This window comes from Methylobacterium sp. Leaf91, assembly GCF_001422815.1.
In the GTDB taxonomy this organism is placed as follows: domain Bacteria; phylum Pseudomonadota; class Alphaproteobacteria; order Rhizobiales; family Beijerinckiaceae; genus Methylobacterium.
This window is the reverse complement of record NZ_LMMP01000003.1, coordinates 228,661-250,251: the sequence shown is the minus strand read 5'-3', so window position 1 is coordinate 250,251 and position 21,591 is coordinate 228,661. Positions and strand designations below refer to the sequence as shown.

Here is a 21,591-nt window from a genome sequence, read left to right as displayed (position 1 = left end):
GTGCGGCGGGGTCAAGGCTCGGCCGCGGAGGCCCGGCCCGCGACCGGGGGCGGGCTTGGATGACTTTCATCGGCACGAGAGCGGATTTTTAACAAGATAGACTGCATTATCCCCGTTACGACGGGGGATAAAATGAGTCTATCGCGAAAGTTTGTTGTTTTAATCGCAGCTATGCTGGTATCCAGCTTGCTTCTGGCTGGGTCCATCATCCTTTATGGACGGGCTGTCGATCAGGTAGGCGCAGCCTACGCGACTCGCCAGAAATCGATCCTCCTCGCTGACGAGATCCGGCAGAGTTCGGACGATCTCACCCGGCTCGGCCGCACCTACGTCGTCACCGGCCATGCGTCGTACAAGCAGCAATATCTGGACATCCTCGATATCCGCTCCGGCCGTAAGCCACGCCCTGAGGAGTATCATCGTATCTACTGGGATTTCGTCGCGGCCGGCGTGGCCAAGCCGCGCCCCGACGGCGAGACCGTGTCGGTGCACGACCTGATGAAGCGTCTCGGCTTCAGCCGGCAGGAAACCGACATGCTGGCGGAATCCGTTCGGAATTCGGACGGCCTGGTTCATCTCGAGGTCGAGGCGATGAATCTCGTCGAGGGCAAGGACAAGAATGGCCAGCCCCTGGCACAGCCGGATCCGGCCCGAGACCGCAACCGAGCGATCGGGCTTGTCCATTCGGAGGCGTATCACGGGTTCAAGGCGCAGATCATGAAGCCGCTCGACGCGTTCTACGGGCTGATGCAGTCCCGCACCGACGCGGCCGTCGCGGCGGACGAAGCCCAGGCGCGCTTCTACTTCGCCGTCGTCGTCGCCACGCTGGTCGCCACCGTCGCCACCTTCCTGGCGCTCGGCTGGTTCGCCCATGAAGCGCTGGTCCGCGGCTACGGTGCGGTCGGCCTGGCTATGGGCCGGATCGCTGATGGCGATTACGCCGCCGCGGTGCCCTGCCTGGACCGCCGCGACGAGGTCGGCAGCCTCGCCCGGGGCCTCGAAGCCTTCAAGGCCAACCTCGCCCGAGACGTGGCGGAGCGTCACGCCGAGGAAACCCGACAGCGCGAGATCGCGCGCCGGGCTCAGACGGAGACACTGGCGCAGGCCTTCGAAGCAGCTTTCGGCGGCATCGTCCGTGCCGTAGGGACCTCCGTGGGTGAGCTGCAGGACACTGCGCAGGCGATGTCGCAGATGGCCGGTGACACCGCCGACCGTTCCGGCGCGGTGATCCGTGCCGCGCAGGAGGCCTCGGCCAACGTCGCCGCCGTAGCGGCAGCGGCGGAGCAACTCAGTGCCTCGGTGTCGGAGGTCGGCCGTCAGGTCGATAGTTCGGCGGCGCTGACGCAGGCGAGCGCGACGGAGGCCGGGCGCACCGCGGGGCTGGTTCAGGATCTCAGCCGGGCGGCGACCCGGGTCGGCGACGTGGTGGCGATGATCAACGGCATCGCCAGCCAGACCAACCTGCTTGCCCTCAACGCCACGATCGAGGCCGCGCGTGCCGGCGAGGCGGGACGCGGCTTCGCGGTGGTGGCGGCCGAGGTCAAGGAACTCGCCACCCAGACCGCCAAGGCCACCGACGAGATCGCCTCCCAGATCGGCGACATCCAGTCGGTCACCCAGGAGGCGGTGACAGCGATCGGCGCCATCGCCGGGCGCATCGACGATTTGAGCGGGATCTCGAGCGCGATCGCGGCCGCGGTGGAGGAACAGGGGGCGGCGACCCGGGAGATCGTTCGCAACATCCACCAGACCGCCGATGGCACCGGTCAGGTCACGTCTCATATTGGCGGCGTCGCCGACGCGGCGCAGAGGGCCGGCGGAGCGGCCGAGCGAGTGCTTTCCGTCGCCTCCTCGGTCTCGCACGATGCCGACCATCTCGATGCCGAAGTCACCCGTTTTCTGGCGCAGCTTCGCGCCGCCTGAGGACGATGCTCCGATCTGCGCGGGGCGTTGCCTGTCCGATTCATCGAAGCGGGCGCGGGATCGGCGAGCCCGGTGCGGCGCTCGTCGAACGGTGAAGGCGATCGAAATGTGCTTCCGCGCCCGGCACCAGGTGCCGAACTCGTCCGCGACGACTCGCCGAGACCGCTGCGACCCGTTAGAGCAGCCGGGACAGGACGTTGAGACGAGGTGCCGATGACGGCCGAGAGCAAGAACGGCGAAAGCCGGAACGGAATGACCTACGCGGATGCGGGCGTCGATATCGATGCGGGCAACGCCATGGTCGAGACGATCAAGCCGCTGGTGCGCTCCACCCGCCGGCCCGGGGCGGATGCCGAGATCGGCGGGTTCGGCGGGTTGTTCGACCTGAAGGCCGCCGGCTTCTCCGATCCGATCCTGGTGGCGGCCAATGACGGCGTCGGCACCAAGGTCAAGATCGCCATCGAGACCGGCCGCCACGACACGATCGGCGTCGATCTCGTGGCGATGTGTGTGAACGACATCATCGTCCAGGGCGCCGAGCCGCTGTTCTTCCTCGACTATTACGCCACCGGCAAGCTGGTGCCGGGTGTCGGCACCGATATCGTCCGCGGGATCGCGGCGGGCTGCCGCATCGCGGGCTGCGCCCTCATCGGCGGCGAGACCGCCGAGATGCCCGGCCTCTACGACGGGTCGGATTATGACCTTGCAGGCTTCAGCGTCGGCGCCGCCGAGCGTGGCAAGCTTCTGCCACGCCCCGGCATCGCACCCGGCGATGTGGTGCTCGGCCTGCCGTCCTCCGGTGTACATTCAAACGGCTTCTCGCTGGTCCGCCGGATCGTCGAGGCAAGCGGCCTCTCCTACGACGACCCGGCCCCGTTCGAGCCGTCGCGCTCGCTCGGCGACGCCCTGCTGGAGCCGACCCGGATCTATGTGAAGCCGCTGCTGGCCGCCCTTAAGGCAACGGACGGGATCAAGGCGCTCGCTCACGTCACCGGCGGCGGCTTTCCCGACAACCTGCCCCGCGTCCTGCCCGACGGCGTCGGCATCAGCATCGACCTCGACGCAATCATTCCGCCGCCCGTCTTCGGATGGATCTCGAAGGTCGGCGGGGTCGCGGAATCCGAAATGCTGCGCACCTTCAATTGCGGTATCGGCATGGTGGCGGTGGTCTCGCCCGAGAGCGTGTCGGCGGTGACCCGTGCGCTCGACACTGCCGGGGCCTCGCCGATCCGCCTCGGGCTCATCACCGAGCGCGGACCCGAGCCGGTGACCTTCCAGGGTAAGCTCGCCCTGTGATGGCTCCCCGAGCCAAGACGCGGGTCGCGATCCTCATCTCGGGACGCGGCTCGAACATGGTCTCGCTGATCGAGGCCGCTCGGGCACCGGACTATCCGGCCGAGATCGTTCTCGTCGCTTCCAACCGGCCCGACGCCGGTGGTCTCGCCCATGCGGCGAGTGTCGGGATCGCCACGAAGGCGCTCGATCACCGCGCCTATCCCGACCGGGCGAGCTTCGATGCCGCCCTGAACGCGGAACTCGAAGCGGCCGGGATCGAACTCGTCGTGCTCGCCGGCTTCATGCGGATCCTCTCCGCGGGCTTCGTCGAGGCTTGGGCCGGGCGGATGATCAACATCCATCCGTCGCTGCTGCCGCTGTTTCGCGGCGTCCATACCCACGAGCAGGCCTTGGCGGCCGGCGTCTGCCTGCATGGCTGCACGGTGCATTACGTGGTGCCGGAACTCGATGCCGGGCCGATCGTGGCCCAGGCCGCCGTCCCGGTCCTGCCGGGCGACGATGCCGACAGTCTCGCCGCGCGCATTCTCGTGCAGGAACACCTCCTCTACCCGCGTGCCCTGGCGCTGATCGCCGGCGGACGGGCCAGGCTGGAGAGTGGCCGCGTGGTGTTCGCCGGAGACATCAGGCCGGCCGAGGGGGCCTTGCTCAGCCTGTCCGCGCAAGGCTGAGGCCCGAATCGCCGATCCCGAAACATCGAGATAGGCGATGATGACGGCTTACGCCGGGCGCGGCAGGCTGCAGCTGTCGAGGGCCGAGAGAGCCTTCGCGCGGGCGGAATCGTTGAAATAACCGGTGGTGCGGTAGGATTCGAGCTCGGCCGGGTTGAGGCTCGCCAGGGTCTGCTTGGCGTAGCAGCCGCATGGGCGGGCGAGCGACGCTTCGGGGACGCTCTGCAGGCGGGACTGCGTCACCGTGCAGGCGTGGCGCACGCGTCCGGTGAGGTTGCTGGCGGAGGCCGTCTTCAACGCGGGGTCGGGCGTGTAGCCTTCGAGGGAGGCCGTGGGCGCACCCTTGTTCGCGTTGCAGGCGGCGAGCAGGGACACGAGGCCGGCGGCGAGCAGGATCCGGCCGGTGCGCGAAGCGATGGAGCGCATGGAATGTGGGGTCCGTGAAAGGGATTCGATGAGGGAATTCCTTTCACGCCCGGCAGGACTCGCGCGCAAGGGCGTTCGCGCCACACCCGGCATCGTTCCGCGCCACGCTCCCGGTTCACCGGACGACGATGCGATCACGAACCCGTTGGCGGCGCGAAAGCCGGTCGGGCTCAGCCGACGATGTCGGAATCCTGGAAGAACTGCGCGATCTCGATCTTCGCGTTCTCGGCGCTGTCAGAGCCGTGCACGGTGTTCTCGCCGACCGACTCGGAGAAGGTCTTGCGGATGGTGCCCTCGTCGGCATTGGCCGGGTTGGTGGCGCCCATCACGGTGCGGTAAGCGGCGACGGCGTTCTCGCCCTCGAGCACCTGCACGACCACGGGGCCCGAGGTCATGAAGGAGACGAGTTCACCGAAGAACGGGCGCTCCTTGTGAATCTCGTAGAACTTTTCGGCCTGGGCCTGGGTCATCTGGATGCGACGCTGGCCGACGATGCGCAGGCCCGCCTTCTCGATCACGGCATTCACGGCGCCGGTGAGGTTCCGCTTGGTCGCGTCGGGCTTCAGGATGGAGAAAGTGCGCTCGGTGGCCATGTTCAGTCCGGTTATGTTCGCTCAGCCGAAAACGGCTTCGGCGGCCGGCTTATAGCGGGCACGCCCCATCCTCTCAACCCGGAGGACGAAGACGGCGCATCCACAGCGGAATTCCCTTGGCCATGGCTTCGGCGCAACAGTGCCGGAAATTCGCCCGATTGCTGGTGTCTTCTCGCACCAGAAGACGCCGGCCTGGACCGTTCTCGACGCCCGGCACGGCCACGACCAAGCTCTCGACCCCAGGCTCACGACCCTTCGCGACGCTTCCGCCGATGCGCCGCGGCCCTTCACAGGCTCCAGGAGACCAAAAGCCATGCGCGTTGCCCTGACCTCCGCCTTCCTGCTTTCCGGACTCGTCGCCGCCGTTGCGGCCCCGTCGAAGGACCCGTCCGGCACCTGGCTCACGAAGGATGGCCGCGCCAAGATCCGCATCGATCATTGCGGCCCGAACAGCGCGAACATCTGCGGTAAGGTCGTGTGGCTGAAGACGCCGACCACCGAGACGGGTGCGCCGCGCACCGACGCCAAGAACCCCGACCCGAAGAAGCGCTCGCGTCCCGTGATTGGCCTGCAACTCATCGAGGGGCTCGCCCCCGACGAGGAGAAGTTTTCGGGCGACATCTACAATATCGACGAGGGCAAGATCTATCAGGTCAGCCTGGAGCGCGAATCCGGCTCCGAGCTCAGCGTGTCGGGATGCCTGCTCAAGGTCCTGTGCGGTTCGGAGACCTGGACCCGCGTGCCGGACGTGAACCAGCAGGCCGCTGTCGCCCCGGCTTCCGAGGCCGCGCCGAAGCCCGCTACGAAGGCGGCCGCCAAACCGGCTGCCGCTCAGGCCGAAGCCAAGAAGTAGCGGATCAGATCGCCGCGAAGCCTCGCTTCACGGCGGGTCTCGCCAGAACCAGATCGAGCCAGCGCCGGACATTCGGCAGGCTCGACAGATCGATATCCTGCTTCTCGTGATGCTTGGCCCAGGTGAGGATCGCGATGTCGGCGATGGAATATTCGCCGGCCACGTAGTCGCGATCCGCGAGGCGGCGATCCAGCACGCCGTAGAGCCGATGCGATTCGGTGGTGAACCGCTCGATGGCGTAGGGGATCTTCTCCTGCGCGTAGATCCGGAAATGATGGGTCTGGCCAAGCATCGGTCCGAAGCCGCCGACCTGCCAGAACAGCCATTCGTCCACCGCCGCTCTGGCGCGTTCGTCGGTCGGGTAAAGGCACCCGGTCTTGCGACCGAGATACTGCAGAATCGCCCCCGATTCGAAGATCGAGATCGGCTTCCCGCCGGGGCCGTCCGGATCGACGATGGCCGGAATCTTATTGTTGGGCGAGATCGCCAAAAAGTCCGGGGCCAGCTGGTCGCCCTTGCCGATATTCACCGGCACCACCCGATAGGGCAGGCCGCACTCTTCCAGCATGATGGGAATCTTCCAACCGTTGGGCGTGCCCCAGGTATGGACGTCGATGGGCTTCTGGGTGGCGGCGGCCATGGGAAACGTCCCGCTCCTGTCAGGGTCGCGTCATATCGCCGATTCAAACCGGACGAGAAAGCGGATGGTTGCAGCTTTCACGCCGACATCCAACGGTGGACGGCATGGGGCGGCGCTACGAAGAGACTTGCTCTCCCCCCGACTTCTGGCTGTGATGAGGTCGGCTCTGCCTCCGTTTCGTGAGTGCAGGGTAACGATCTGGGGTTGCAATCATGCGGGTTTGTTGTTTTCCAGCCATGGTGATCGCGGTGTCCATGGTTCTGGGCTTCGCCACGGCCGCGTCCGCCCAGGCCCCTGTGGCCGCTTCCCCGGATGCCGCCGCGAAGGAATTGAGCGTGGGGCAGAACGCTGCCAGGGAGCGGCAGAAGAAGTGCGGTGCCGAATGGCGCGCCCTTTCGGTCGCCGACAAGGCCGCGCAAGGACCGAAATGGCCGCAATATTATAGTAAATGCGTCAAGCGCTTGAAGGAGATCAAGGCCTGATCTAGTTCGGCTGGGAGCCGGCTCGCGGGCGCGGGATCAGCCGGGCCTGAACGGGGAACGGACGCATGCGGGAGCGCGAGGCGCTGCAACGAGTCGTGGCGGTGGCCGCGATCATACCGGTGGCGTCCGGCCTCTTCGGAATCCTGTTCGGGCTTGGAGGAGTCGGCAGCAACAGCCTGGCCCAGATCTCCGCCGACAGTCATTTCCGCTACCTGTCGGGTCTTCTGATGGGCATCGGTATCCTGTTCTGGAGCTGCGTCCCGGCCATCGAGGCGAAATCGCGCCTGTTCCGCTTCCTGACCCTCGTCGTCGCGCTCGGCGGTCTGGCGCGGCTGCTCGGTCTCTATCTTACCGGGCTGCCTTCGGCGGTCATGCTGGGGGCGCTGATCATGGAGCTGGTGGTGACGCCCCTCCTCTGCCTCTGGCAGATGCGGGTCGCCGGCAAGGCCGCGGATGCGGCGGCGGGCGAGCCTTCCCTGTGAACGGGGCTTTCCCTGTGAGCGGAGCCTGCCGATGAGCGGGCTGTCCGCCGAAACACGCCCCTCCCCGGCCGACCGCGTGCTCGTGCTCCTGGAGCGCGTCGTCCCCGCGCCCTCCGCCTGGGCTTTCGCCCTGCGGATCTGGCTCGCCATGGTGCTGGCCCTCTACGCCGGGTTCTGGCTTCAGCTCTCCGGCGCCTCCTCGGCCGCCGTCTGCGTGGCGATCCTGGCCCAGCCCAAACGCGGCCAGGCCCTGTCCAAGGCACTGTACCGCTTTCTCGGCACCCTGGCGGGGGGCGCGATATCGATCCTGCTGATCGGTGCGTTCGGACAGGACAGGGTTCTCCTCTTGGTCTCCGTGGCGACCTGGCTCGGCCTCTGCGTCTTCGTCGCCCACTTCCTGCAGGACACGCGGGCCTATGGCGCCATGCTCGCGGGCTTCACCGTCGCCATCGTCGCCGTCGCCCATATCGACACGCCGCAGGCGGTCTTCGAGGCCGCCATCGACCGTGTCGCGGCGATCACCATCGGCATCGTCGCCATCACCTTCATCAACGACGCGCTGGCCTCGCCCAGCACGTGGCGCACCCTGCGCAAGCCGCTCTCGGAGGCCCTGTCGGCCACCAGGGCTTTCGCCCGCGAGACTCTGTCCCGGGCGGATCCCGGCTCGGAGCGGGCGGCGGCCCTGATCCGGCAGATCGCGGTGATGCGCGCCGATGCCAGCGCCATCGGCGGCGAACTCGACGACGGCGCCCGCCGGGCCGCCGGGGCGCGCAGCGCCATCGCCGCGCTCTACGCCATGGCGGCGGCGAGCCGTGCCTTCACGGCCGCCGCCGCCTTGCTGGACCGCCAGAGTAAGGCTGTCGCCGAGGCCCGCCGGATCTGTTTGGGTCTGACCGACGACGGGAAGCCCGATGCCGACGCGGCTTCGCATCGTCTCGGTGCCCTGGTGGATGAGGCGATCCAGAGTGAGACGAGCGCGCCCCTGGAGATCCTGGCGCTGCAGCGCGGCCTCGATTTCGCGCGCGCCGCCTCCTTTGCCGAGGACGGATTGAACGCCCTCTCCACCGGGTGCCGACCGAAGCGCGACGTCGCCCTGCCGACGCATCGCGACCTGCCAGTGGCCCTTCGTGGGGCGGCACGGGTGGGGATCGCCTTTGGCGCCACCGCCCTCCTCCTCATCGCCGCCGGCTGGCCCGCCACCTCCTTCGCCTTGGTACAGGTGGCGGCGACCTGTTCGCTCTCGGCCATCGCGCCGGATTCGAAGGCTTTCGCCCGCGGCGTCCTCATCGGCATGCCTATCGCGGCGCTCTGCGCCGGAATCGTGCTCTTCGGCGTGCTGGGGGGCGAGCAGGGCTTCCCGCTGCTCGCCATCGCCATCGCGCCGGTGATCTTCGTGGCGTGCTTTCTCAGCCTGAACCCGCCGACATTCGGAATCGGCTTCATCCTGCTCGTGTTCTTCATGGTCCTCCTGTCGCCCTCCAACCCGCAGACCTACGACGCGCAGACCTTCCTGGCGAACGCGTTCCTGGTGACCATGGCGGCTTGTATCCTCTTCGTCGCGGTGCGGATCGTACTGCCGATCTCGCCCGCCCAGCGCCGCGCCTTCGCCCTCGATTCGGCTCGGGATTCGGTGCTGGACGCGCTGGCCGGCGATGGCGGCGACGCCACCACCCGCACCAGCCTCAACAGCGATCGGCTGCTGCAATTCTCGCAATGGAGTTCGGGCAGCGGCGCCGTCCGCGCGGCGAGCCTGGACCGCGCCTTCGACCTAGCCCGCCTCGAATCGGCCGCCGCCCGCGCCCATGCCCAGCTGTGCCGCCTCCCCGACGAGCCTTCTCTGAACGATGCCGCGAGGCAGGCGCGGGAGGGACTGGAGGCGGCGGACGCGGCCACGCTCGCCCGGTCCGTTCGTGCGTTCCTCCGGCACGGCCGATCCGTGGGCGGTCCGACGCGGCTCGACATCGCCCGCCTCGTCAGCGACCTGGTGACGGCGGGCGGCATCATGGAGAGCCAGCACCGCCTCCTGCGCCGCCTCGGCATCCTGCGACCGGCCTGATGGAGGCGCCCCGTGCGGCATGACATCGATCTCGGCGGCGTCCTGATCTCGCCCTTCGTCGCCTATGTGGTGGCGGCCCTGGCCATCATGGTGCTCCTGCGGTTCGGCTTCAGCCGCATCCGCTTCAGCCGCTACGTCGCCAACCCGCCGCTGGCCGAGGCGGGGATCTTCGTCTGCATCCTCGCGCTTCTCATCGTTCTCTTCTGAGCAATGTGTACCGCCGACATGGATCTTGCTTGACAATGGCCGACGACGATCTCTCCGATGCTCGCCCGTCCCGCGAGCGCGCGCCGTCCCTCGCCAGGCGCCGATGGTGGCGCGTGGTGCGGCTCCTGGCGACCGTTGTGATCCTGGCTTGCGCCTGCCTGGCCGCCGCCCTGGTCTGGCAATTCTACGTCACCGCGCCCTGGACCCGCGACGGGCGCGTCCGCGTGCAGGTGGCCAGCGTAGCGCCCCAGGTCTCCGGCCAGATCGTCGATCTTCGCGTGGCCGACAACCAGAACGTCGCCAAGGGCGATGTGCTCTACGTCATCGATCCGGTGGATTTCGACATTTCCATCGCCACCGCCCAGGCCGAACTGGAGAACCGCGAGGCCGACCTTCAGGTGAAGCGGACCCAGGCGGCCCGGCGTGAGGCGCTATCCACCCTTTCCACCTCAGTGGAGGAAAAGCAGCAATATGCCGGCACCGCCAAGATCGCGGAAGCGGCGCTGGCTTCCGCGAAGGCGCAGCTGCATCAGGCCAGGGTCAACCGAGGGCGCACGGAAGTACGCTCGCCGGTGAACGGGCGTGTCACCAACCTCCTTCTGCGTGCGGGCGACTACGCCACCGCCGGCACCGTCAACGTCGCGGTGATCGACACCGATTCGTTCTGGATCGACGGCTATTTCGAGGAGACGAAGCTGGCCCATATCCGTGTGGGTGACGTGGCGAGGGCCGAACTCCTCGGTTACTCGGCCCTCATCGATGGCCGGGTGGAGAGCATCACGCTTGGCATCAGCAACGCCAACGCCTCGCCGAGCACGCAGGGCCTGCCCAATGTCGACCCGGTCTATACCTGGGTGCGCCTCGCCCAGCGCGTCCCCGTGCGCATCCGCATCGAGAGGGTTCCCGACGGCGTCACCCTGGTGGCCGGCATGAACGCCACCGTCTCCGTGGGCGAGCCCGGTGCCCATGGCGGCGCGTTCTGGAAGACCCTGCGCGACCGCTTCACGGGACCCTCCGCCTCCTCCGGGCAGGAGCGTGTTCCGGGGGCGGCGGCCCGCTGAAGCCCTGGCCGGGAAGACGTCGCGCTCGCCGAATGCCTCGGGGCAGCATGCCCCGGCGATGAAGAGGTGAAAACTTCTTCAGTATTGGCGCGAAGTTGAGCACGGATCGCGAAGAGGTTTCAACAGCGCTTAAGGGCCATGAGCGATTCTTCCGGCATCTTCTCGGCTGGGTCGGGTCACGTGCTGAAATCCATCGACGCCTTTGAGAACGACCCGACCGCGGCGCCCGAAGGCGGGGGCGTCACCGACGCTGTGGCCGGCATGGCGACGCTCATGCGCCACGCCGCCCGCGCCAATGGACAGGCCGCCAGCTTCACCCGCGAGATCCGTCGCCAATCGACAGGCGTCGACCGTTCCCTGGCGGCGACGCTCGGCAGCGTCGGGCGTGACACGGCGGCGGGGACGGCCGATCGCCTTCGCGGGGAACTCGTGGATGCGGTCGGGCAGGCCATGCGCGCGATCAACGCCGAGATCGCCCGCATCGGCGCGCGCATCGACACCAAGGCCGCCGAGGCGAGCCGGATCGTCGCCGCCATCGATGGGATCGGCGCGACGATCCGGATGCTGTCGTTGAACGCGACGATCGAGGCAGCGAGAGCCGGTGAGCATGGGCGCGGTTTCGCCGTCGTTGCCGCCGAGGTCCGCGCCCTGGCCGACCAGACCCGGGAGAGTGCGCGCAACGCGGCCGGCATCATCGATTTCTCCGATGTCCGCGCCGATCTCTCCGCCCTGCGCGTCTCGACCGACCATGCCCTGGACGGACTCGCCGGTTCCGTGCGGTCCACCGCCGACCGGATCGAGACCCTGCTCGGCGGTGTCGGCGTCGAATTGTCCGCGATCAGCGCCAGCAACGCCTCCATCGGCGAGGCTCTCGGTGCCATGCAGAGCAGTATCGACCGGACGGAGGCCAAGGCCGTCCGCGCCCTGGCCCTCGCCGATGCCACGCTGCAGGCGGCCGTCTCGGGCCTGCCCGCGCCGGACATGGCCCGACACGGTCTCGCCCGCCGTCCGAAGGGCTTCGATCTCCTCGACGACATCCGGGCGCGCGGTACCCTGCGGATCGCCGTGGAGCCCGATTTCAAGGGGTTGTCCTTCCGCAAGGCTGCCGGCGGCGCCCTGCTCGGCCTCGACATCGCCTATGCCACGGCCTTCGCTCGCTCCCTCGGCGTCGCGCCGGTCTTCGTCGAATGCCCCTGGGACCAGTGCACGGAACTGCTCGATGCGGGCCGGACCGCCGCCGAGGCACCCGCCGACATCGTCTGGTCGGCCCTGCCGCCGAGCCCGGGATTCGGCGCCATCGCCTATTCGCAGGCCTATACCCATCTCCATTACGTGCTGGCCCGCCGCACCGGCGACACGCGCATCCGCAGCCTGTCCGACCTCGAAGGGCGGACCCTGGGCATCATCAACGATCCGAGCGCCTATGCCACGCTGGAGGCCGCCGGACTGCGCTGGGCCGAGAACCTCCAGGCGAAGGGAAGGCGGGTAGCGACCCTCGGCAGCCTCGTGCCGATCACCGACCAGGGCCGCATCCACGACGCGCTGGCCGAGGGCGTGGTGGATGCCTTCGCCGTGGACGCGCCGATCATGCACTGGGCCTGCACCGGCGCCGACAGCCCGTGGCGCGGCCGCATCGAGATCGTGCCCGGCAACATCGCACCCGCACCCTGGTACTACACCGCCGCCGTCGCCGACCATCCGAGCGCCTGCCGCCTGCTCATGGCGGCGGATGCTTTCATCGCCGCCTTCGCCGGCACGCCCGAGCGTCTGGCGATCGAGAGGCAATGGCAGGGGGCACCCGTGGCCGGAACGGGCAGCTACCGCGACGAGCCGGGGCGTCTGCGCGGCGCTGCGGATCTGGCCGCCGATTACGAGGCGGCGACGGGCAAGGCGCCGAGCCTTTCCCCCTCGACCGGGAGCGGCGCCCTGCGAAACATCGCCTGAGGCGGGCCTGCGCGGCGGCCGCGAAGCGCCAAGCGCCTGAAGGTCCATAGCTTTTCCCGAACCGTCCAGATGGGAATGAATACAGGTTCGAGAAAGTGGAGATAGGGACTTGACGCGGGTCAAATCCAGTCGCACCTTGATCATGTGCTTCGAAGCAAAGCACATCTCAAGCAACGAGGAGGCGCTGATCGTTTGTCGATCGCGACCAACTTAGCCGCAGGAGACGGGAATGACTCCACCCCAGCAGGATGCTGTGACGATCATCCGGGTTTAATTCGGTCCGGACGTTGAGCAGCACAAATACGAATTACGGGACGGAGGCGGTCTCCGGGGTGCAGAAGCGGCCGACACGGCACGACTTCGAATACGCAGAATGCCCCAACTCGACCGCTTCCGCCGCCTATGTCGTTGCAGGATCGGCCATGGTTCGTGGCGGATCGTCTGGTTTCGGGGCCCACCCGCTGCGCGATCCGCGCGAGCGGGATAATCCATGAGAGCATCGCTTTCGGCTGGCGCAGCTCCCCTCTCCTTCCATGCAGGGCGTTCGCAGATCTGAGCGTCGTGCCGGAAGCCGCTCGCAGAAGCCGTCAGCCGCGGCTCGGCTGCGCGGTCTCACGATGACCGAGCGCGTTAGGCGATCGCTCTCTTCGATACGATCACCCTCGTCGCGCCCGCGCGGTCAGCGCCGCGTCGATGAAGGCCGCCTTCTCCGGCGTGATACGCCGCCATGGAAAGCCCCTCGCACCCCATCTTGAACGCGTTGGACTGCGCCAATAGCGGCCATTCTCGACGGTGAGTTGGAGGCCCAGCGAAATCGCGCGTGTCTCGTCCACGAAGGCCGCGAAATCGTCCGTTCGGATCGAGCCGGGCTTCATCATCCGGAACGAGGCAGCGATTGCCGTCTCGACGCGGGCAAACTCCGCCGCATCCACCCGCACGACGAGATCGAGGCCGCCTTTCGTGAGACACCCCGGAATGGCGCTGGCACCCACATGCCGGAGGTCGGCGTAGGGCGCGGCCGCGGCCGTGTCCCTCCTAGGGACGAACCGGTCCGCGTCCAGGATCGGCCCAGCCTTATTCGATTCCGAGCTTCGCCTTCAGCAATGCGTTCACGGCCGCCGGGTTGGCCTTGCCGCCGGTGGCTTTCATGGTCTGGCCGACGAACCAGCCGAGCAGGGTCGGCTTTTCCTTGGCCTGCTGCACCTTGTCGGGGTTCTTGGCGATGATCTCGTCCACCGCCGCCTCGATGGCGCCGGTATCCGTCACCTGCTTCATGCCGCGCGCTTCGACGACCTGACGCGGGTCGCCACCCTCGGACCAGACGATCTCGAACAGGTCCTTGGCGATCTTGCCCGAGATCACGCCCTCGCCGATGAGATCGACGATGGCACCGAGCTGATCGGCCGAGACCGGGCTCGTCTCGATGCTGTGGCCTTCCTTGTTGAGGCGGCCGAACAGCTCGTTGATCACCCAGTTCGCCGCGGCCTTGCCGTCCCGGCCCTTGGCCACCGCCTCGAAGTAATCGGCGGAGGACCGCTCGGCGATGAGCACGCCGGCATCGTAGGGGGAGAGGCCGTAGGATTCGATGAAGCGGGCCTTCTTGGCGTCCGGCAGTTCCGGCAGGCCCTCGGCCAGCGCATCCACATAGGCTTGGTCGAATTCGAGCGGCAGCAGGTCCGGGTCGGGGAAGTAGCGGTAATCGTGCGCTTCTTCCTTAGAGCGCATGGAGCGGGTCTCGCCCTTGCCCGGATCGAACAGGCGGGTCTCCTGGGAGATCGTGCCGCCATCCTCGATGATCGCGATCTGGCGACGGGCCTCTACTTCGATGGCCTGCCCGATGAAGCGGATCGAGTTGACGTTCTTGATCTCGCAGCGGGTGCCGAGCGGGTCGCCGGGCTTGCGCACCGAGACGTTCACGTCGGCCCGGAGGGAGCCCTTCTCCATGTCGCCGTCACAGGTGCCGAGATAGCGCAGGATGGTGCGCAGCTTGGTCACGTAGGCGCGCGCCTCCTCCGACGAGCGGAGATCCGGCCGCGAGACGATCTCCATCAGGGCGACGCCCGAGCGGTTGAGGTCGACGAAGCTCTGGGTCGGGTTCTGGTCGTGCAGGGACTTGCCGGCATCCTGCTCGAGATGCAGGCGCTCGATGCCTACCGTGATGGTCTCGCCCTCGGGCAGGTCCACCAACACCTCGCCTTCGCCGACGATGGGGTCCTTGAACTGGCTGATCTGGTAGCCCTGCGGCAGGTCTGGATAGAAGTAGTTCTTCCGGTCGAACACGGAGCGATGGTTGATCTGCGCCTTCAGCCCGAGACCGGTGCGCACGGCCTGGGCCACGCATTCCTCGTTGATGACGGGCAGCATGCCGGGCATCGCCGCGTCCACCAGGGAGACGTGGTCGTTCGGCTCACCACCGAACTCGGTGGAAGCGCCGGAGAACAGTTTGGAGCGGCTCGTGACCTGAGCATGGATCTCCATGCCGATCACGACCTCCCAGTCGTGCAGGCCGCCCTTGATGAGCTTCTTGGGGTTCACGGCAGCGGTCATGATGGCCCGGATTCAGTGTTGCGCGGCGCGAAACCGCGCCGGAAAGGTGGAAGGACCGGCCGGCGCGGTCAAGCGCGCAGGCGGTAGAGCTGGTGTGCCATGAAGCCCACGGTGCCCCACAGGAAGCCCGCCATCCAGCGGATGGGGAAGAAGGTCGGCCCGTCATGGCTCACCGGCGCCGGCCAGGGGATGCCGATGGCGGTAACGGCCCAGGACACCAGCACCGAGATGGCGAAAGCCATCAGCGAGACCAGGATGACCTTCACGAACTGATCCGACTTCCAGCCCATGACCAGCGCGATGGCGATCAGGACGGGATCGAACGCGGCCCAGATCCAGACGTCGAAAGGATAGACCGGAACGGTCATGGTCGCGCTTTCATGCCCACCACGCGGCGGGCAGCTTGGTCCGGCCTGCGGCTTCCTCGATCACCTGGGCAGCGGCGAACAGCGTCTCCTCGTCGAAGGGACGGCCGATGAGCTGGAGGCCCAGCGGCAGCCCCTGCGCGTCGAGGCCGGCCGGCACAGAGATGCCAGGCAGACCCGCCATGTTCACCGTGATGGTGAAGACGTCCTGGAGGTACATCTCGACGGGGTCGCCAGAGCCCTTCTCGCCGATGCCGAAAGCGGCGGACGGGGTGGCGGGCGTCAGGATCGCGTCGATCCCGGAGGCGTAGGCCTCTTCGAAATCGCGTTTGATCAGGGTGCGGATCTTCTGCGCGCGGACGTAATAGGCGTCGTAATAGCCCGCCGAGAGCACGTAGGTGCCGATCATGATGCGCCGCTTCACCTCGCGGCCGAAGCCCGCCGCACGGGTGTTCTCGTACATCCCGGCGATGTCCTTGCCGGGCACGCGCAGGCCGTAGCGAACGCCGTCATAACGGGCGAGATTCGAGGAGGCCTCGGCCGGGGCGACGATGTAATAGGCCGGGAGCGCGTAGCGGGTATGCGGCAGCGAGATCTCACGGATCGTGGCGCCCGCATCCTTCAGCATCGCGGCGCCCTGGTCCCAGAGGGCCTGGATCTCGGCGGACATGCCCTCCACCCGGTATTCCTTCGGAATGCCGATGGTGAGCCCCTTCACGCCCCGCGCCACCGCCGCTTCGAAATCGGGAACGGGCAGGTCGGCGCAGGTGGTGTCGCGGGCATCCGGCCCGGACATGGAGCCGAGCAGGATCGCGCAATCGCGCACCGTGCGGGCGATGGGGCCGGCCTGGTCGAGCGACGAAGCGTAGGCGACGGTGCCCCAGCGCGAGCAGCGGCCATAGGTTGGCTTGATGCCCACGGTGCCGGTGAAGGCGGCGGGCTGACGGATCGAGCCGCCGGTATCGGTGGCGGTGGCTCCGAGACAGAGATGGGCCGCCACCGCCGCCGCCGAACCGCCGGACGAGCCGCCCGGAACCAGCTTGGTCTCGGAGCCGCTCCGGCGCCAGGGCGAGACCACGTCGCCATAGGCGGACGTCTCGTTCGACGAGCCCATGGCGAATTCGTCGAGGTTGAGCTTGCCCAGCATCACCGCGCCGTCGCGCCACAGATTGTGGGTCACGGCGGATTCGTAATGCGGCTGGAACCCTTCGAGGATCTTGGAGCCGGCCGTGGTGGCGACGCCGTGGGTGCAGAACAGGTCCTTGACGCCGAGCGGCAGGCCTTCGAGGGGCCGTGCCTCGCCGGAGGCGATCTTAGCGTCTGAGACCTCCGCCATCTGCAGGGCGCGGTCCGGCGTCTCCAGCAGATAGGCGTTGAGGCCCCGCGCTTTCTCCATGGCGGCCAGATGCGCCTTGGCGAGATCCGTGGCGGAGAAGTCCTTGGCCTTCAGCCCGTCGCGGGCCTCGGCCAGGGTGAGTTCGTTGATCTGGGTCATGGGGCCTGTCCTCCAAAGCCCGCCGGACCCCGTCGCCCGTTTCCGGCGCCGCGCGGTCCCTCTCAGCGGGCAAGAATCACGAAATCGACGGAGCTACTCGACCACCTTCGGGACGAGGAAATAATGGTCCTCGGTCTCGGGAGCGTTGAAGACGATGTCTCGAGCGTGACCACCATCGGTGACCACGTCGGTCCGCTTCTTCATCGCCATCGGGGTGACCGAGGTCATCGGCTCCACGCCGCTCACATCGACTTCGGAGAGTTGCTCGACGAAGGCGAGAATGGCGTTGAGTTCGCCCTGCAGCGGCGCGACCTCGTCGTCACTCACCGCGATACGCGCCAGATGCGCGATGCGCCTCACTGTGGTTGCGTCGACCGACATGCTGCCTTCGGACCTCGGGACCTGCGCCGGAACGCGCGTCAGAGGCCGGGCTATAGCACCGGGCTTCGCGGCGCCGCAACGCCGGGGGCGGGCGGAAGCCCCAACTCAGACGATGGCATTGCCGGGATGAGAGGGAGTCTCGACGACGATGCCTTTGTCCTGCCGGACGATTTCCGACTGTCGGAAGCCAAGGACCAGAATTTCGAGAGCCAAGGCGAGCATGAGTTTGTGCCGGAACGACAACCGGCCCTCGCCGTCGGCAGGTCCGGATCGCGGACCCGTGGGCGCCGGTCGCACCATGTCGAGGCATAGGGATATTCGGCCGAGCCGACGCATGGTGTCTCCGTATCGTTAAGAAATCCTTAACTACGAAGAGCACGAACTTGTTGCGATTGCTATCAGTCGTTCCTACTCGTTCCCCATGTCGTTCCCGCCCCGTTTCGCGACGCGCGCGACGGCAAAACGACGGTGGGCTTCGAGGCTGGAGCGGTCATAAACCGCAGCGGTGATACGAGGCTTCGAGTGCCCCGCTACCTTGCTCGCGTCGTCGGTCAATGCGCCGTTGTCCCTAGCCTCCGTAATGGCGCTTGCGCGCAGATCTCGGCACCAGAGGTTGAGTGGGAGGCCCGCGGCCGTCCGCACGAGCTGCCATAACCTGCTCAGCTCATACGCTCGATACGGCCGGCCCTTCTGGTCGTGAACAATGATAGGGCCGATCCGCTTTTCCTCTGGCAAGTAGCTGATCTCTTCCATCACCATCGGACACAGCTTCAGGTCGACCGCGATCTCCGCTCCGCTCGTGCCCATTGTCTTGCTCGGCGCGAGGCGGAGGATCAGGTTTTCGTCGATGTGGCGCCATTCGAGGCCGGCCCACTTCGAGGTCCCGTCGATCACAGTGCTCATCACCGGGGCATCGATGGGGAACCACTGGCCCGCTACGTCCCACAGACGAAGGGTCGTCTCAAACTGTAGAGCGTAGCAGAGAGCCCCAGAGGGGCGCCCCATCGCGTGGGCCGCTCGCCGGGCTGCCACGACCTGATCGGCCGTTGCGAACGCCTTCCTCGGGCGTGGCCCGGAAACGCGAAGCTCGCTGATGTCGTCGCGGAGCTGTCGGCACTGGCGGTGTCCCGCCACGATGCAGAACGTCAGCGCAGCCTTGAGCACAGCGAGGGCCATTGCGCCGGCCGCCGGGTGCTTCCCGTCCTTCGACCACACCGCATGCCATCGCTTCACATTGAGCGCGGTGACGGCATCCACGTGGTGCTGTCCGATGTGCGGTGGGAGGAGGCGCAGGTAAGTCTCATAGGGGTGCCGCGAACCAGGCTTCAGCTTGTGGAACGGGCTTTCCTCGTGGGTCTCGTAGATCCGCAGGACGTCCGCAATCGTCCCGTTGAAGACCGTGGGGTCCACCCGATACCCGCCAAACCAGGTCAGCATATCGGCCTGCAGCGCGCGGCACTTCGAAGCCAGGATGGTGGCGTCGGCGGCGTATCTCTGAAGGTTCACGCTCTTCGGGCTGTAGCCGGCCGCCACGATATCGGCTCGCGCGATCCAGTAAGGCGCTCGCCCGTCTCGTCGCGGTCGCCATTTCAGACCCGGTGTAGCGCCCTGCCCTTCTTCTTCGGGTTCCATTGTCCGTCCTCCTGAGGTTGCCGCGGCGCCGTGGCCGTCTCGGACGGGCGGGCACGATGAACGCGGTCGTAGAAATCTCGTACCGCTGGGGTGTAGCGCCCATCGGGCGTCCGCTTCGGGAATCCGCAGGCTTCCAGCTTGGGCAAGCTCAGCAGCAGTCGCTCGACCTTTTCGATGTCGCGCCCGACCACCGCCTCGGCGATCTCACGGTCGCTCGCGAACAAGGGGAGCTGGTCGAAGGTGATGCGGCCTCTAGGCATCTTCCGCTTTCCTCATCGATCCAGGTTCCTGTGAGAGCATGGCCCATCTCGGGTGCTCCACCTCCGGCCCGAACAACTCGGGCAGCGCCATCGTGACGGTGCGGTGGATCTCGTTGAGGCGATCGTTCTCCCGGTCACCGGCGGCATCGCGGGCGTCTTGGTCCGGCAGAACCTGATCTTTCTCGGGGACCAGATCGCCGTAGAGGTATCCCTGAAAGGCAAGGTCGACCGCGAGCAAACCGATCTCGTCGCGCTGGCTCGCCGGCAGTCGCATCCACGCGGCGCGGACGTCGTCGAGGGTCGGCACCCTCATGGGATGCCTCCGTTGAGGAGCATGCCCAGTTCCGCCGCACGGGCTTCTGCGATGGCGTATTTCGGCTGGTAGTCGGCCGCGAGGTCGGCTTCCTCCTCCAGCCACCATTGAAGGTGAGCGCGCAGGGCGAGAGCCTCTATACGGGTCGTGCATGGTGTGGTGAGCACTAGGTCGAAGGCTGCATGCATGTCGCCCTGAGCTTCATAGGCGGCATCCAGATCGACATCCTCGTGAGGCGCTATTTGAAAGGCGTCCCATGCGGCACGGTGAGCGAAAATCACGTCAGGGACGGTCGGACGATTCGCGACCTCAACATCCTGATCAGACTTGATAATTTCGACCCGCAGCATCGAAAGTCGCAAGGTGGAATCACAGCCCTCCAGGGCTGCCCCGATACGCTCGAAGCCGTCGGTGTATTCCTCGTATCGGACGTAGTGCGCGACGAGGGCCTGGAGGCCGTCCATCGTCACCGGCACTATGGCGTTCATAGCCCGGCGAGCGTCGAGGCACCGGTCCGCTGCCAGATTATGGGCCCTCATCGCCTCCTCGTCGTCCTCGTCGAGAGTGTCGAGGATGAGTGTCAGGGCGTCGTCGGCCGCACAGTGATCGGCGATCACAGCCAGAATCGGATCCGCTACTGCATCCATCGGAGGCACCCCACGGTTTCACACTGGCCGTGAAGGTGGCCGTTGGAGCTATCCCGCACCCAGACCAGACGACCGGCGCAGGTCGGACAGGGGAGGACGCCGGACGACGCCGGATCGTCGGCGATGATCTTGAAGATCCGGATCAGCGGGTTCGGCGGATCGATGAGGGCAGCCTTGGCCCCCTCGGCGAGCCCTTGCAGCGCGGCGACAGCGGCTCGTTGCCGGATCTCGCTCGCGTCGTCACGCACCTCGAAGGTGATGGCCGCGATGAGCGCCATTTCGATCATCGCGGACACACCGGCCTTGAAGCCTTCGTTGTAGGCATTGCCGGCTGCGCTCATGGCTTCGCCCTCTCGCGCTTGGCGAAGTCCCTGGCCTGGTGAAGGCGAGCGACAATGGTCTCCATCCATGAGGCGTCCTGGTTGGTCGGCCAGAACTCGTGCGCCTCGATGCGCTTGAGCAGCACGACCTCATCGGGCCGCAGGAATTTTCCGCCGACCTTCCTCGGCAGCGCTTTACTCTCGGTGATGCAGTGCTTGGCGACCTCCCACCACGGGATCACCTGTTCCGGGTGCCAGACGGTGAGCCCGAAGCGTCGGGAGGGTGATCGCGGATGAGTGTCATCCCGGCCGTCGAAGGCCGCCTCTCGGTAAGTGTCGGCGTAGTTGAAGCCCTCGGCCGAGGAGAGCGGCTTGTTGACCACCTTCGCCCTCACCAGGGAGTCGGTGAGGTCGTGGAAGTCGGCATCTGCCGAGGCGAGCGTCCGCCCGATCGCCCGCACCGTCGAGACCACCTCCCCGTCGTTGTCGCTGGCGAGGAGCGGGAGCAGCTTGATCAGCTTCGGCTGGATGGAGTGAGGAATCATGATGATCCCCCTTCCGTGAACAGCGCAGGCTGTTTTTCCTGGGCCAGGGCCCAGACCTCGACACAGGTTTCGTGGCCGAGGAGTTCGTAGGCCGCGTGGACGAAGGCCTGCCGCTTGGCATCGACCTTCGTGGTCGCGTTGGCGTGGGTATCCCGGATCGCCAACGCCTTCTCAGCGCGCCGGAGCTCGCCGATGCGGGCTTGAAGCACTGGCCGGCTCCGACGCTTCTTCTTGAGAGCGATCTCGGCACGGATCCTCCACGATGGGTCTCCGCTCTGAAATCCGAGGGCGATCTGGTCCTCAATGGCGAGGATGGCGCCATCGATCTCGTCGAGGATGGCCCGGCCCTGCGCGGAGGATTGAATGTCTTCCAGCCGGATCTCGGAGCCGTCACGAAGGAGGATAGTGTTCACCCCGCGGATATCGGTGGTGATGGAAGTGCGAAACTCGGCCAT

25 protein-coding genes are annotated in these 21,591 nt (G+C 67.0%); 10 read left to right on the top strand and 15 right to left on the bottom strand.

The genetic code is table 11. The features are described 5' to 3' along the window. The first annotated feature begins 171 nt into the window (after positions 1–171). From ASF32_RS04780 to purN, 3 genes are all read left to right on the top strand, one after another. Entirely contained in the window at positions 172–1,923 is a 1,752-nt protein-coding gene (locus ASF32_RS04780) for a HAMP domain-containing methyl-accepting chemotaxis protein (protein ID WP_056424170.1), read from the top strand. 213 nt (positions 1,924–2,136) lie between these two features. Then, on the top strand, positions 2,137–3,219 hold the full coding sequence (purM, locus tag ASF32_RS04775; protein WP_056424168.1) for a phosphoribosylformylglycinamidine cyclo-ligase: 1,083 nt from the start codon (positions 2,137–2,139) through the stop codon (positions 3,217–3,219). Beyond that, the gene (gene purN, locus ASF32_RS04770) at positions 3,219–3,887 is read left to right on the top strand and encodes a phosphoribosylglycinamide formyltransferase (protein ID WP_056424167.1); all 669 of its coding nucleotides are present in this window, start codon (positions 3,219–3,221) and stop codon (positions 3,885–3,887) included. Before purM ends, purN begins: the two co-directional genes overlap by 1 nt. A 48-nt stretch (positions 3,888–3,935) precedes the next feature. Here the strand turns inward: purN and ASF32_RS04765 are convergent, their stop codons facing one another. Together ASF32_RS04765 and ndk are read right to left on the bottom strand one after the other, a co-directional pair. Next, entirely contained in the window at positions 3,936–4,313 is a 378-nt protein-coding gene (locus ASF32_RS04765; RefSeq protein ID WP_056424165.1) for a hypothetical protein, read from the bottom strand. Positions 4,314–4,483: 170 nt separating this feature from the next. Continuing rightward, positions 4,484–4,906: a nucleoside-diphosphate kinase gene (ndk, locus tag ASF32_RS04760; RefSeq protein WP_018043493.1), complete on the bottom strand. Its 423-nt coding sequence runs from the start codon at positions 4,904–4,906 to the stop codon at positions 4,484–4,486. Positions 4,907–5,219: 313 nt separating this feature from the next. Between ndk and ASF32_RS04755 the strand changes: the two genes are divergently transcribed. Further along, a complete protein-coding gene (locus ASF32_RS04755) occupies positions 5,220–5,759 on the top strand; it encodes a DUF2147 domain-containing protein (protein ID WP_056424163.1) in 540 nt (179 codons plus the stop codon). Between the two features lie 4 nt (positions 5,760–5,763). Here the strand turns inward: ASF32_RS04755 and ASF32_RS04750 are convergent, their stop codons facing one another. Continuing rightward, positions 5,764–6,399 (bottom strand): glutathione S-transferase N-terminal domain-containing protein, encoded by a 636-nt coding sequence (locus tag ASF32_RS04750; protein WP_056424161.1) that lies wholly within the window; start codon positions 6,397–6,399, stop codon positions 5,764–5,766. A 254-nt stretch (positions 6,400–6,653) separates the two neighbouring features. Here ASF32_RS04750 and ASF32_RS04745 point away from each other — a divergent pair, with 254 nt between their 5' ends. The 6 genes from ASF32_RS04745 to ASF32_RS04720 all read left to right on the top strand — a co-directional run bounded on the left by ASF32_RS04745 (position 6,654) and on the right by ASF32_RS04720 (position 12,631). After that, positions 6,654–6,881: a hypothetical protein gene (locus ASF32_RS04745; RefSeq protein ID WP_348271046.1), complete on the top strand. Its 228-nt coding sequence runs from the start codon at positions 6,654–6,656 to the stop codon at positions 6,879–6,881. A 65-nt stretch (positions 6,882–6,946) separates the two neighbouring features. Next, positions 6,947–7,363, top strand: coding sequence for a DUF4345 domain-containing protein (locus ASF32_RS04740; RefSeq protein ID WP_056424159.1), 417 nt, complete (start codon positions 6,947–6,949; stop codon positions 7,361–7,363). A 31-nt stretch (positions 7,364–7,394) separates the two neighbouring features. Further along, positions 7,395–9,419 carry an FUSC family protein gene (locus ASF32_RS04735; RefSeq protein WP_056424157.1) on the top strand — a complete coding sequence of 675 codons (2,025 nt, stop codon included), beginning with the start codon at positions 7,395–7,397 and terminating at the stop codon, positions 9,417–9,419. 12 nt (positions 9,420–9,431) lie between these two features. Beyond that, positions 9,432–9,626, top strand: a complete 195-nt coding sequence (locus tag ASF32_RS04730) for a DUF1656 domain-containing protein (RefSeq protein ID WP_056424155.1) — start codon at positions 9,432–9,434, stop codon at positions 9,624–9,626. Positions 9,627–9,661: 35 nt separating this feature from the next. Beyond that, positions 9,662–10,687 carry an efflux RND transporter periplasmic adaptor subunit gene (locus ASF32_RS04725; RefSeq protein ID WP_056424153.1) on the top strand — a complete coding sequence of 342 codons (1,026 nt, stop codon included), beginning with the start codon at positions 9,662–9,664 and terminating at the stop codon, positions 10,685–10,687. Positions 10,688–10,825: 138 nt separating this feature from the next. Continuing rightward, positions 10,826–12,631 carry a methyl-accepting chemotaxis protein gene (locus ASF32_RS04720; RefSeq protein WP_056424151.1) on the top strand — a complete coding sequence of 602 codons (1,806 nt, stop codon included), beginning with the start codon at positions 10,826–10,828 and terminating at the stop codon, positions 12,629–12,631. Positions 12,632–13,287: 656 nt separating this feature from the next. Here ASF32_RS04720 and ASF32_RS04715 read toward each other — a convergent pair. The 12 genes from ASF32_RS04715 to ASF32_RS04655 form a co-directional block, all read right to left on the bottom strand. Next, complete coding sequence (locus ASF32_RS04715) at positions 13,288–13,623, bottom strand: hypothetical protein (protein ID WP_056424149.1); 336 nt, start codon at positions 13,621–13,623, stop codon at positions 13,288–13,290. Between the two features lie 82 nt (positions 13,624–13,705). Further along, positions 13,706–15,178 carry an Asp-tRNA(Asn)/Glu-tRNA(Gln) amidotransferase subunit GatB gene (gatB, locus tag ASF32_RS04710; RefSeq protein WP_056424146.1) on the bottom strand — a complete coding sequence of 491 codons (1,473 nt, stop codon included), beginning with the start codon at positions 15,176–15,178 and terminating at the stop codon, positions 13,706–13,708. A gap of 68 nt (positions 15,179–15,246) precedes the next feature. Beyond that, positions 15,247–15,546: a hypothetical protein gene (locus tag ASF32_RS04705; RefSeq protein ID WP_056424145.1), complete on the bottom strand. Its 300-nt coding sequence runs from the start codon at positions 15,544–15,546 to the stop codon at positions 15,247–15,249. A 10-nt stretch (positions 15,547–15,556) separates the two neighbouring features. Continuing rightward, entirely contained in the window at positions 15,557–17,038 is a 1,482-nt protein-coding gene (gene gatA / locus ASF32_RS04700; protein WP_056424143.1) for an Asp-tRNA(Asn)/Glu-tRNA(Gln) amidotransferase subunit GatA, read from the bottom strand. 93 nt (positions 17,039–17,131) lie between these two features. Then, positions 17,132–17,419, bottom strand: a complete 288-nt coding sequence (gatC, locus tag ASF32_RS04695) for an Asp-tRNA(Asn)/Glu-tRNA(Gln) amidotransferase subunit GatC (RefSeq protein ID WP_056424141.1) — start codon at positions 17,417–17,419, stop codon at positions 17,132–17,134. Positions 17,420–17,827: 408 nt separating this feature from the next. After that, a complete protein-coding gene (locus ASF32_RS04685) occupies positions 17,828–18,952 on the bottom strand; it encodes a hypothetical protein (protein ID WP_056424138.1) in 1,125 nt (374 codons plus the stop codon). A 56-nt stretch (positions 18,953–19,008) separates the two neighbouring features. Next, positions 19,009–19,311, bottom strand: coding sequence for a hypothetical protein (locus ASF32_RS04680; protein ID WP_056424136.1), 303 nt, complete (start codon positions 19,309–19,311; stop codon positions 19,009–19,011). Further along, complete coding sequence (locus ASF32_RS04675; RefSeq protein WP_056424134.1) at positions 19,304–19,624, bottom strand: hypothetical protein; 321 nt, start codon at positions 19,622–19,624, stop codon at positions 19,304–19,306. Before ASF32_RS04675 ends, ASF32_RS04680 begins: the two co-directional genes overlap by 8 nt. Beyond that, positions 19,621–20,271 carry a hypothetical protein gene (locus ASF32_RS04670; RefSeq protein ID WP_056424132.1) on the bottom strand — a complete coding sequence of 217 codons (651 nt, stop codon included), beginning with the start codon at positions 20,269–20,271 and terminating at the stop codon, positions 19,621–19,623. The genes ASF32_RS04675 and ASF32_RS04670 overlap by 4 nt, the downstream gene beginning before the upstream one ends. Continuing rightward, complete coding sequence (locus tag ASF32_RS04665) at positions 20,259–20,612, bottom strand: hypothetical protein (protein WP_056424131.1); 354 nt, start codon at positions 20,610–20,612, stop codon at positions 20,259–20,261. Before ASF32_RS04665 ends, ASF32_RS04670 begins: the two co-directional genes overlap by 13 nt. After that, on the bottom strand, positions 20,609–21,136 hold the full coding sequence (locus ASF32_RS04660; protein ID WP_056424127.1) for a hypothetical protein: 528 nt from the start codon (positions 21,134–21,136) through the stop codon (positions 20,609–20,611). The genes ASF32_RS04665 and ASF32_RS04660 overlap by 4 nt, the downstream gene beginning before the upstream one ends. Continuing rightward, entirely contained in the window at positions 21,133–21,591 is a 459-nt protein-coding gene (locus ASF32_RS04655; protein WP_056424125.1) for a hypothetical protein, read from the bottom strand. The genes ASF32_RS04660 and ASF32_RS04655 overlap by 4 nt, the downstream gene beginning before the upstream one ends.

Coding starts and splice junctions, on each gene's coding strand:
- ASF32_RS04780 (WP_056424170.1), top strand. CDS start 172: ATGCTGGTATCCAGCTTGCTTCTGGCTGGGTCCATCATCCTTTATGGA.
- purM (WP_056424168.1), top strand. CDS start 2,137: ATGACGGCCGAGAGCAAGAACGGCGAAAGCCGGAACGGAATGACCTAC.
- purN (WP_056424167.1), top strand. CDS start 3,219: ATGGCTCCCCGAGCCAAGACGCGGGTCGCGATCCTCATCTCGGGACGC.
- ASF32_RS04765 (WP_056424165.1), bottom strand. CDS start 4,313: ATGCGCTCCATCGCTTCGCGCACCGGCCGGATCCTGCTCGCCGCCGGC.
- ndk (WP_018043493.1), bottom strand. CDS start 4,906: ATGGCCACCGAGCGCACTTTCTCCATCCTGAAGCCCGACGCGACCAAG.
- ASF32_RS04755 (WP_056424163.1), top strand. CDS start 5,220: ATGCGCGTTGCCCTGACCTCCGCCTTCCTGCTTTCCGGACTCGTCGCC.
- ASF32_RS04750 (WP_056424161.1), bottom strand. CDS start 6,399: ATGGCCGCCGCCACCCAGAAGCCCATCGACGTCCATACCTGGGGCACG.
- ASF32_RS04745 (WP_348271046.1), top strand. CDS start 6,654: ATGGTTCTGGGCTTCGCCACGGCCGCGTCCGCCCAGGCCCCTGTGGCC.
- ASF32_RS04740 (WP_056424159.1), top strand. CDS start 6,947: ATGCGGGAGCGCGAGGCGCTGCAACGAGTCGTGGCGGTGGCCGCGATC.
- ASF32_RS04735 (WP_056424157.1), top strand. CDS start 7,395: ATGAGCGGGCTGTCCGCCGAAACACGCCCCTCCCCGGCCGACCGCGTG.
- ASF32_RS04725 (WP_056424153.1), top strand. CDS start 9,662: ATGGCCGACGACGATCTCTCCGATGCTCGCCCGTCCCGCGAGCGCGCG.
- ASF32_RS04720 (WP_056424151.1), top strand. CDS start 10,826: ATGAGCGATTCTTCCGGCATCTTCTCGGCTGGGTCGGGTCACGTGCTG.
- gatB (WP_056424146.1), bottom strand. CDS start 15,178: ATGACCGCTGCCGTGAACCCCAAGAAGCTCATCAAGGGCGGCCTGCAC.
- ASF32_RS04705 (WP_056424145.1), bottom strand. CDS start 15,546: ATGACCGTTCCGGTCTATCCTTTCGACGTCTGGATCTGGGCCGCGTTC.
- gatA (WP_056424143.1), bottom strand. CDS start 17,038: ATGACCCAGATCAACGAACTCACCCTGGCCGAGGCCCGCGACGGGCTG.
- gatC (WP_056424141.1), bottom strand. CDS start 17,419: ATGTCGGTCGACGCAACCACAGTGAGGCGCATCGCGCATCTGGCGCGT.
- ASF32_RS04680 (WP_056424136.1), bottom strand. CDS start 19,311: ATGCCTAGAGGCCGCATCACCTTCGACCAGCTCCCCTTGTTCGCGAGC.
- ASF32_RS04675 (WP_056424134.1), bottom strand. CDS start 19,624: ATGAGGGTGCCGACCCTCGACGACGTCCGCGCCGCGTGGATGCGACTG.
- ASF32_RS04670 (WP_056424132.1), bottom strand. CDS start 20,271: ATGGATGCAGTAGCGGATCCGATTCTGGCTGTGATCGCCGATCACTGT.
- ASF32_RS04665 (WP_056424131.1), bottom strand. CDS start 20,612: ATGAGCGCAGCCGGCAATGCCTACAACGAAGGCTTCAAGGCCGGTGTG.
- ASF32_RS04660 (WP_056424127.1), bottom strand. CDS start 21,136: ATGATTCCTCACTCCATCCAGCCGAAGCTGATCAAGCTGCTCCCGCTC.
- ASF32_RS04655 (WP_056424125.1), bottom strand. CDS start 21,591: ATGGCCGAGTTTCGCACTTCCATCACCACCGATATCCGCGGGGTGAAC.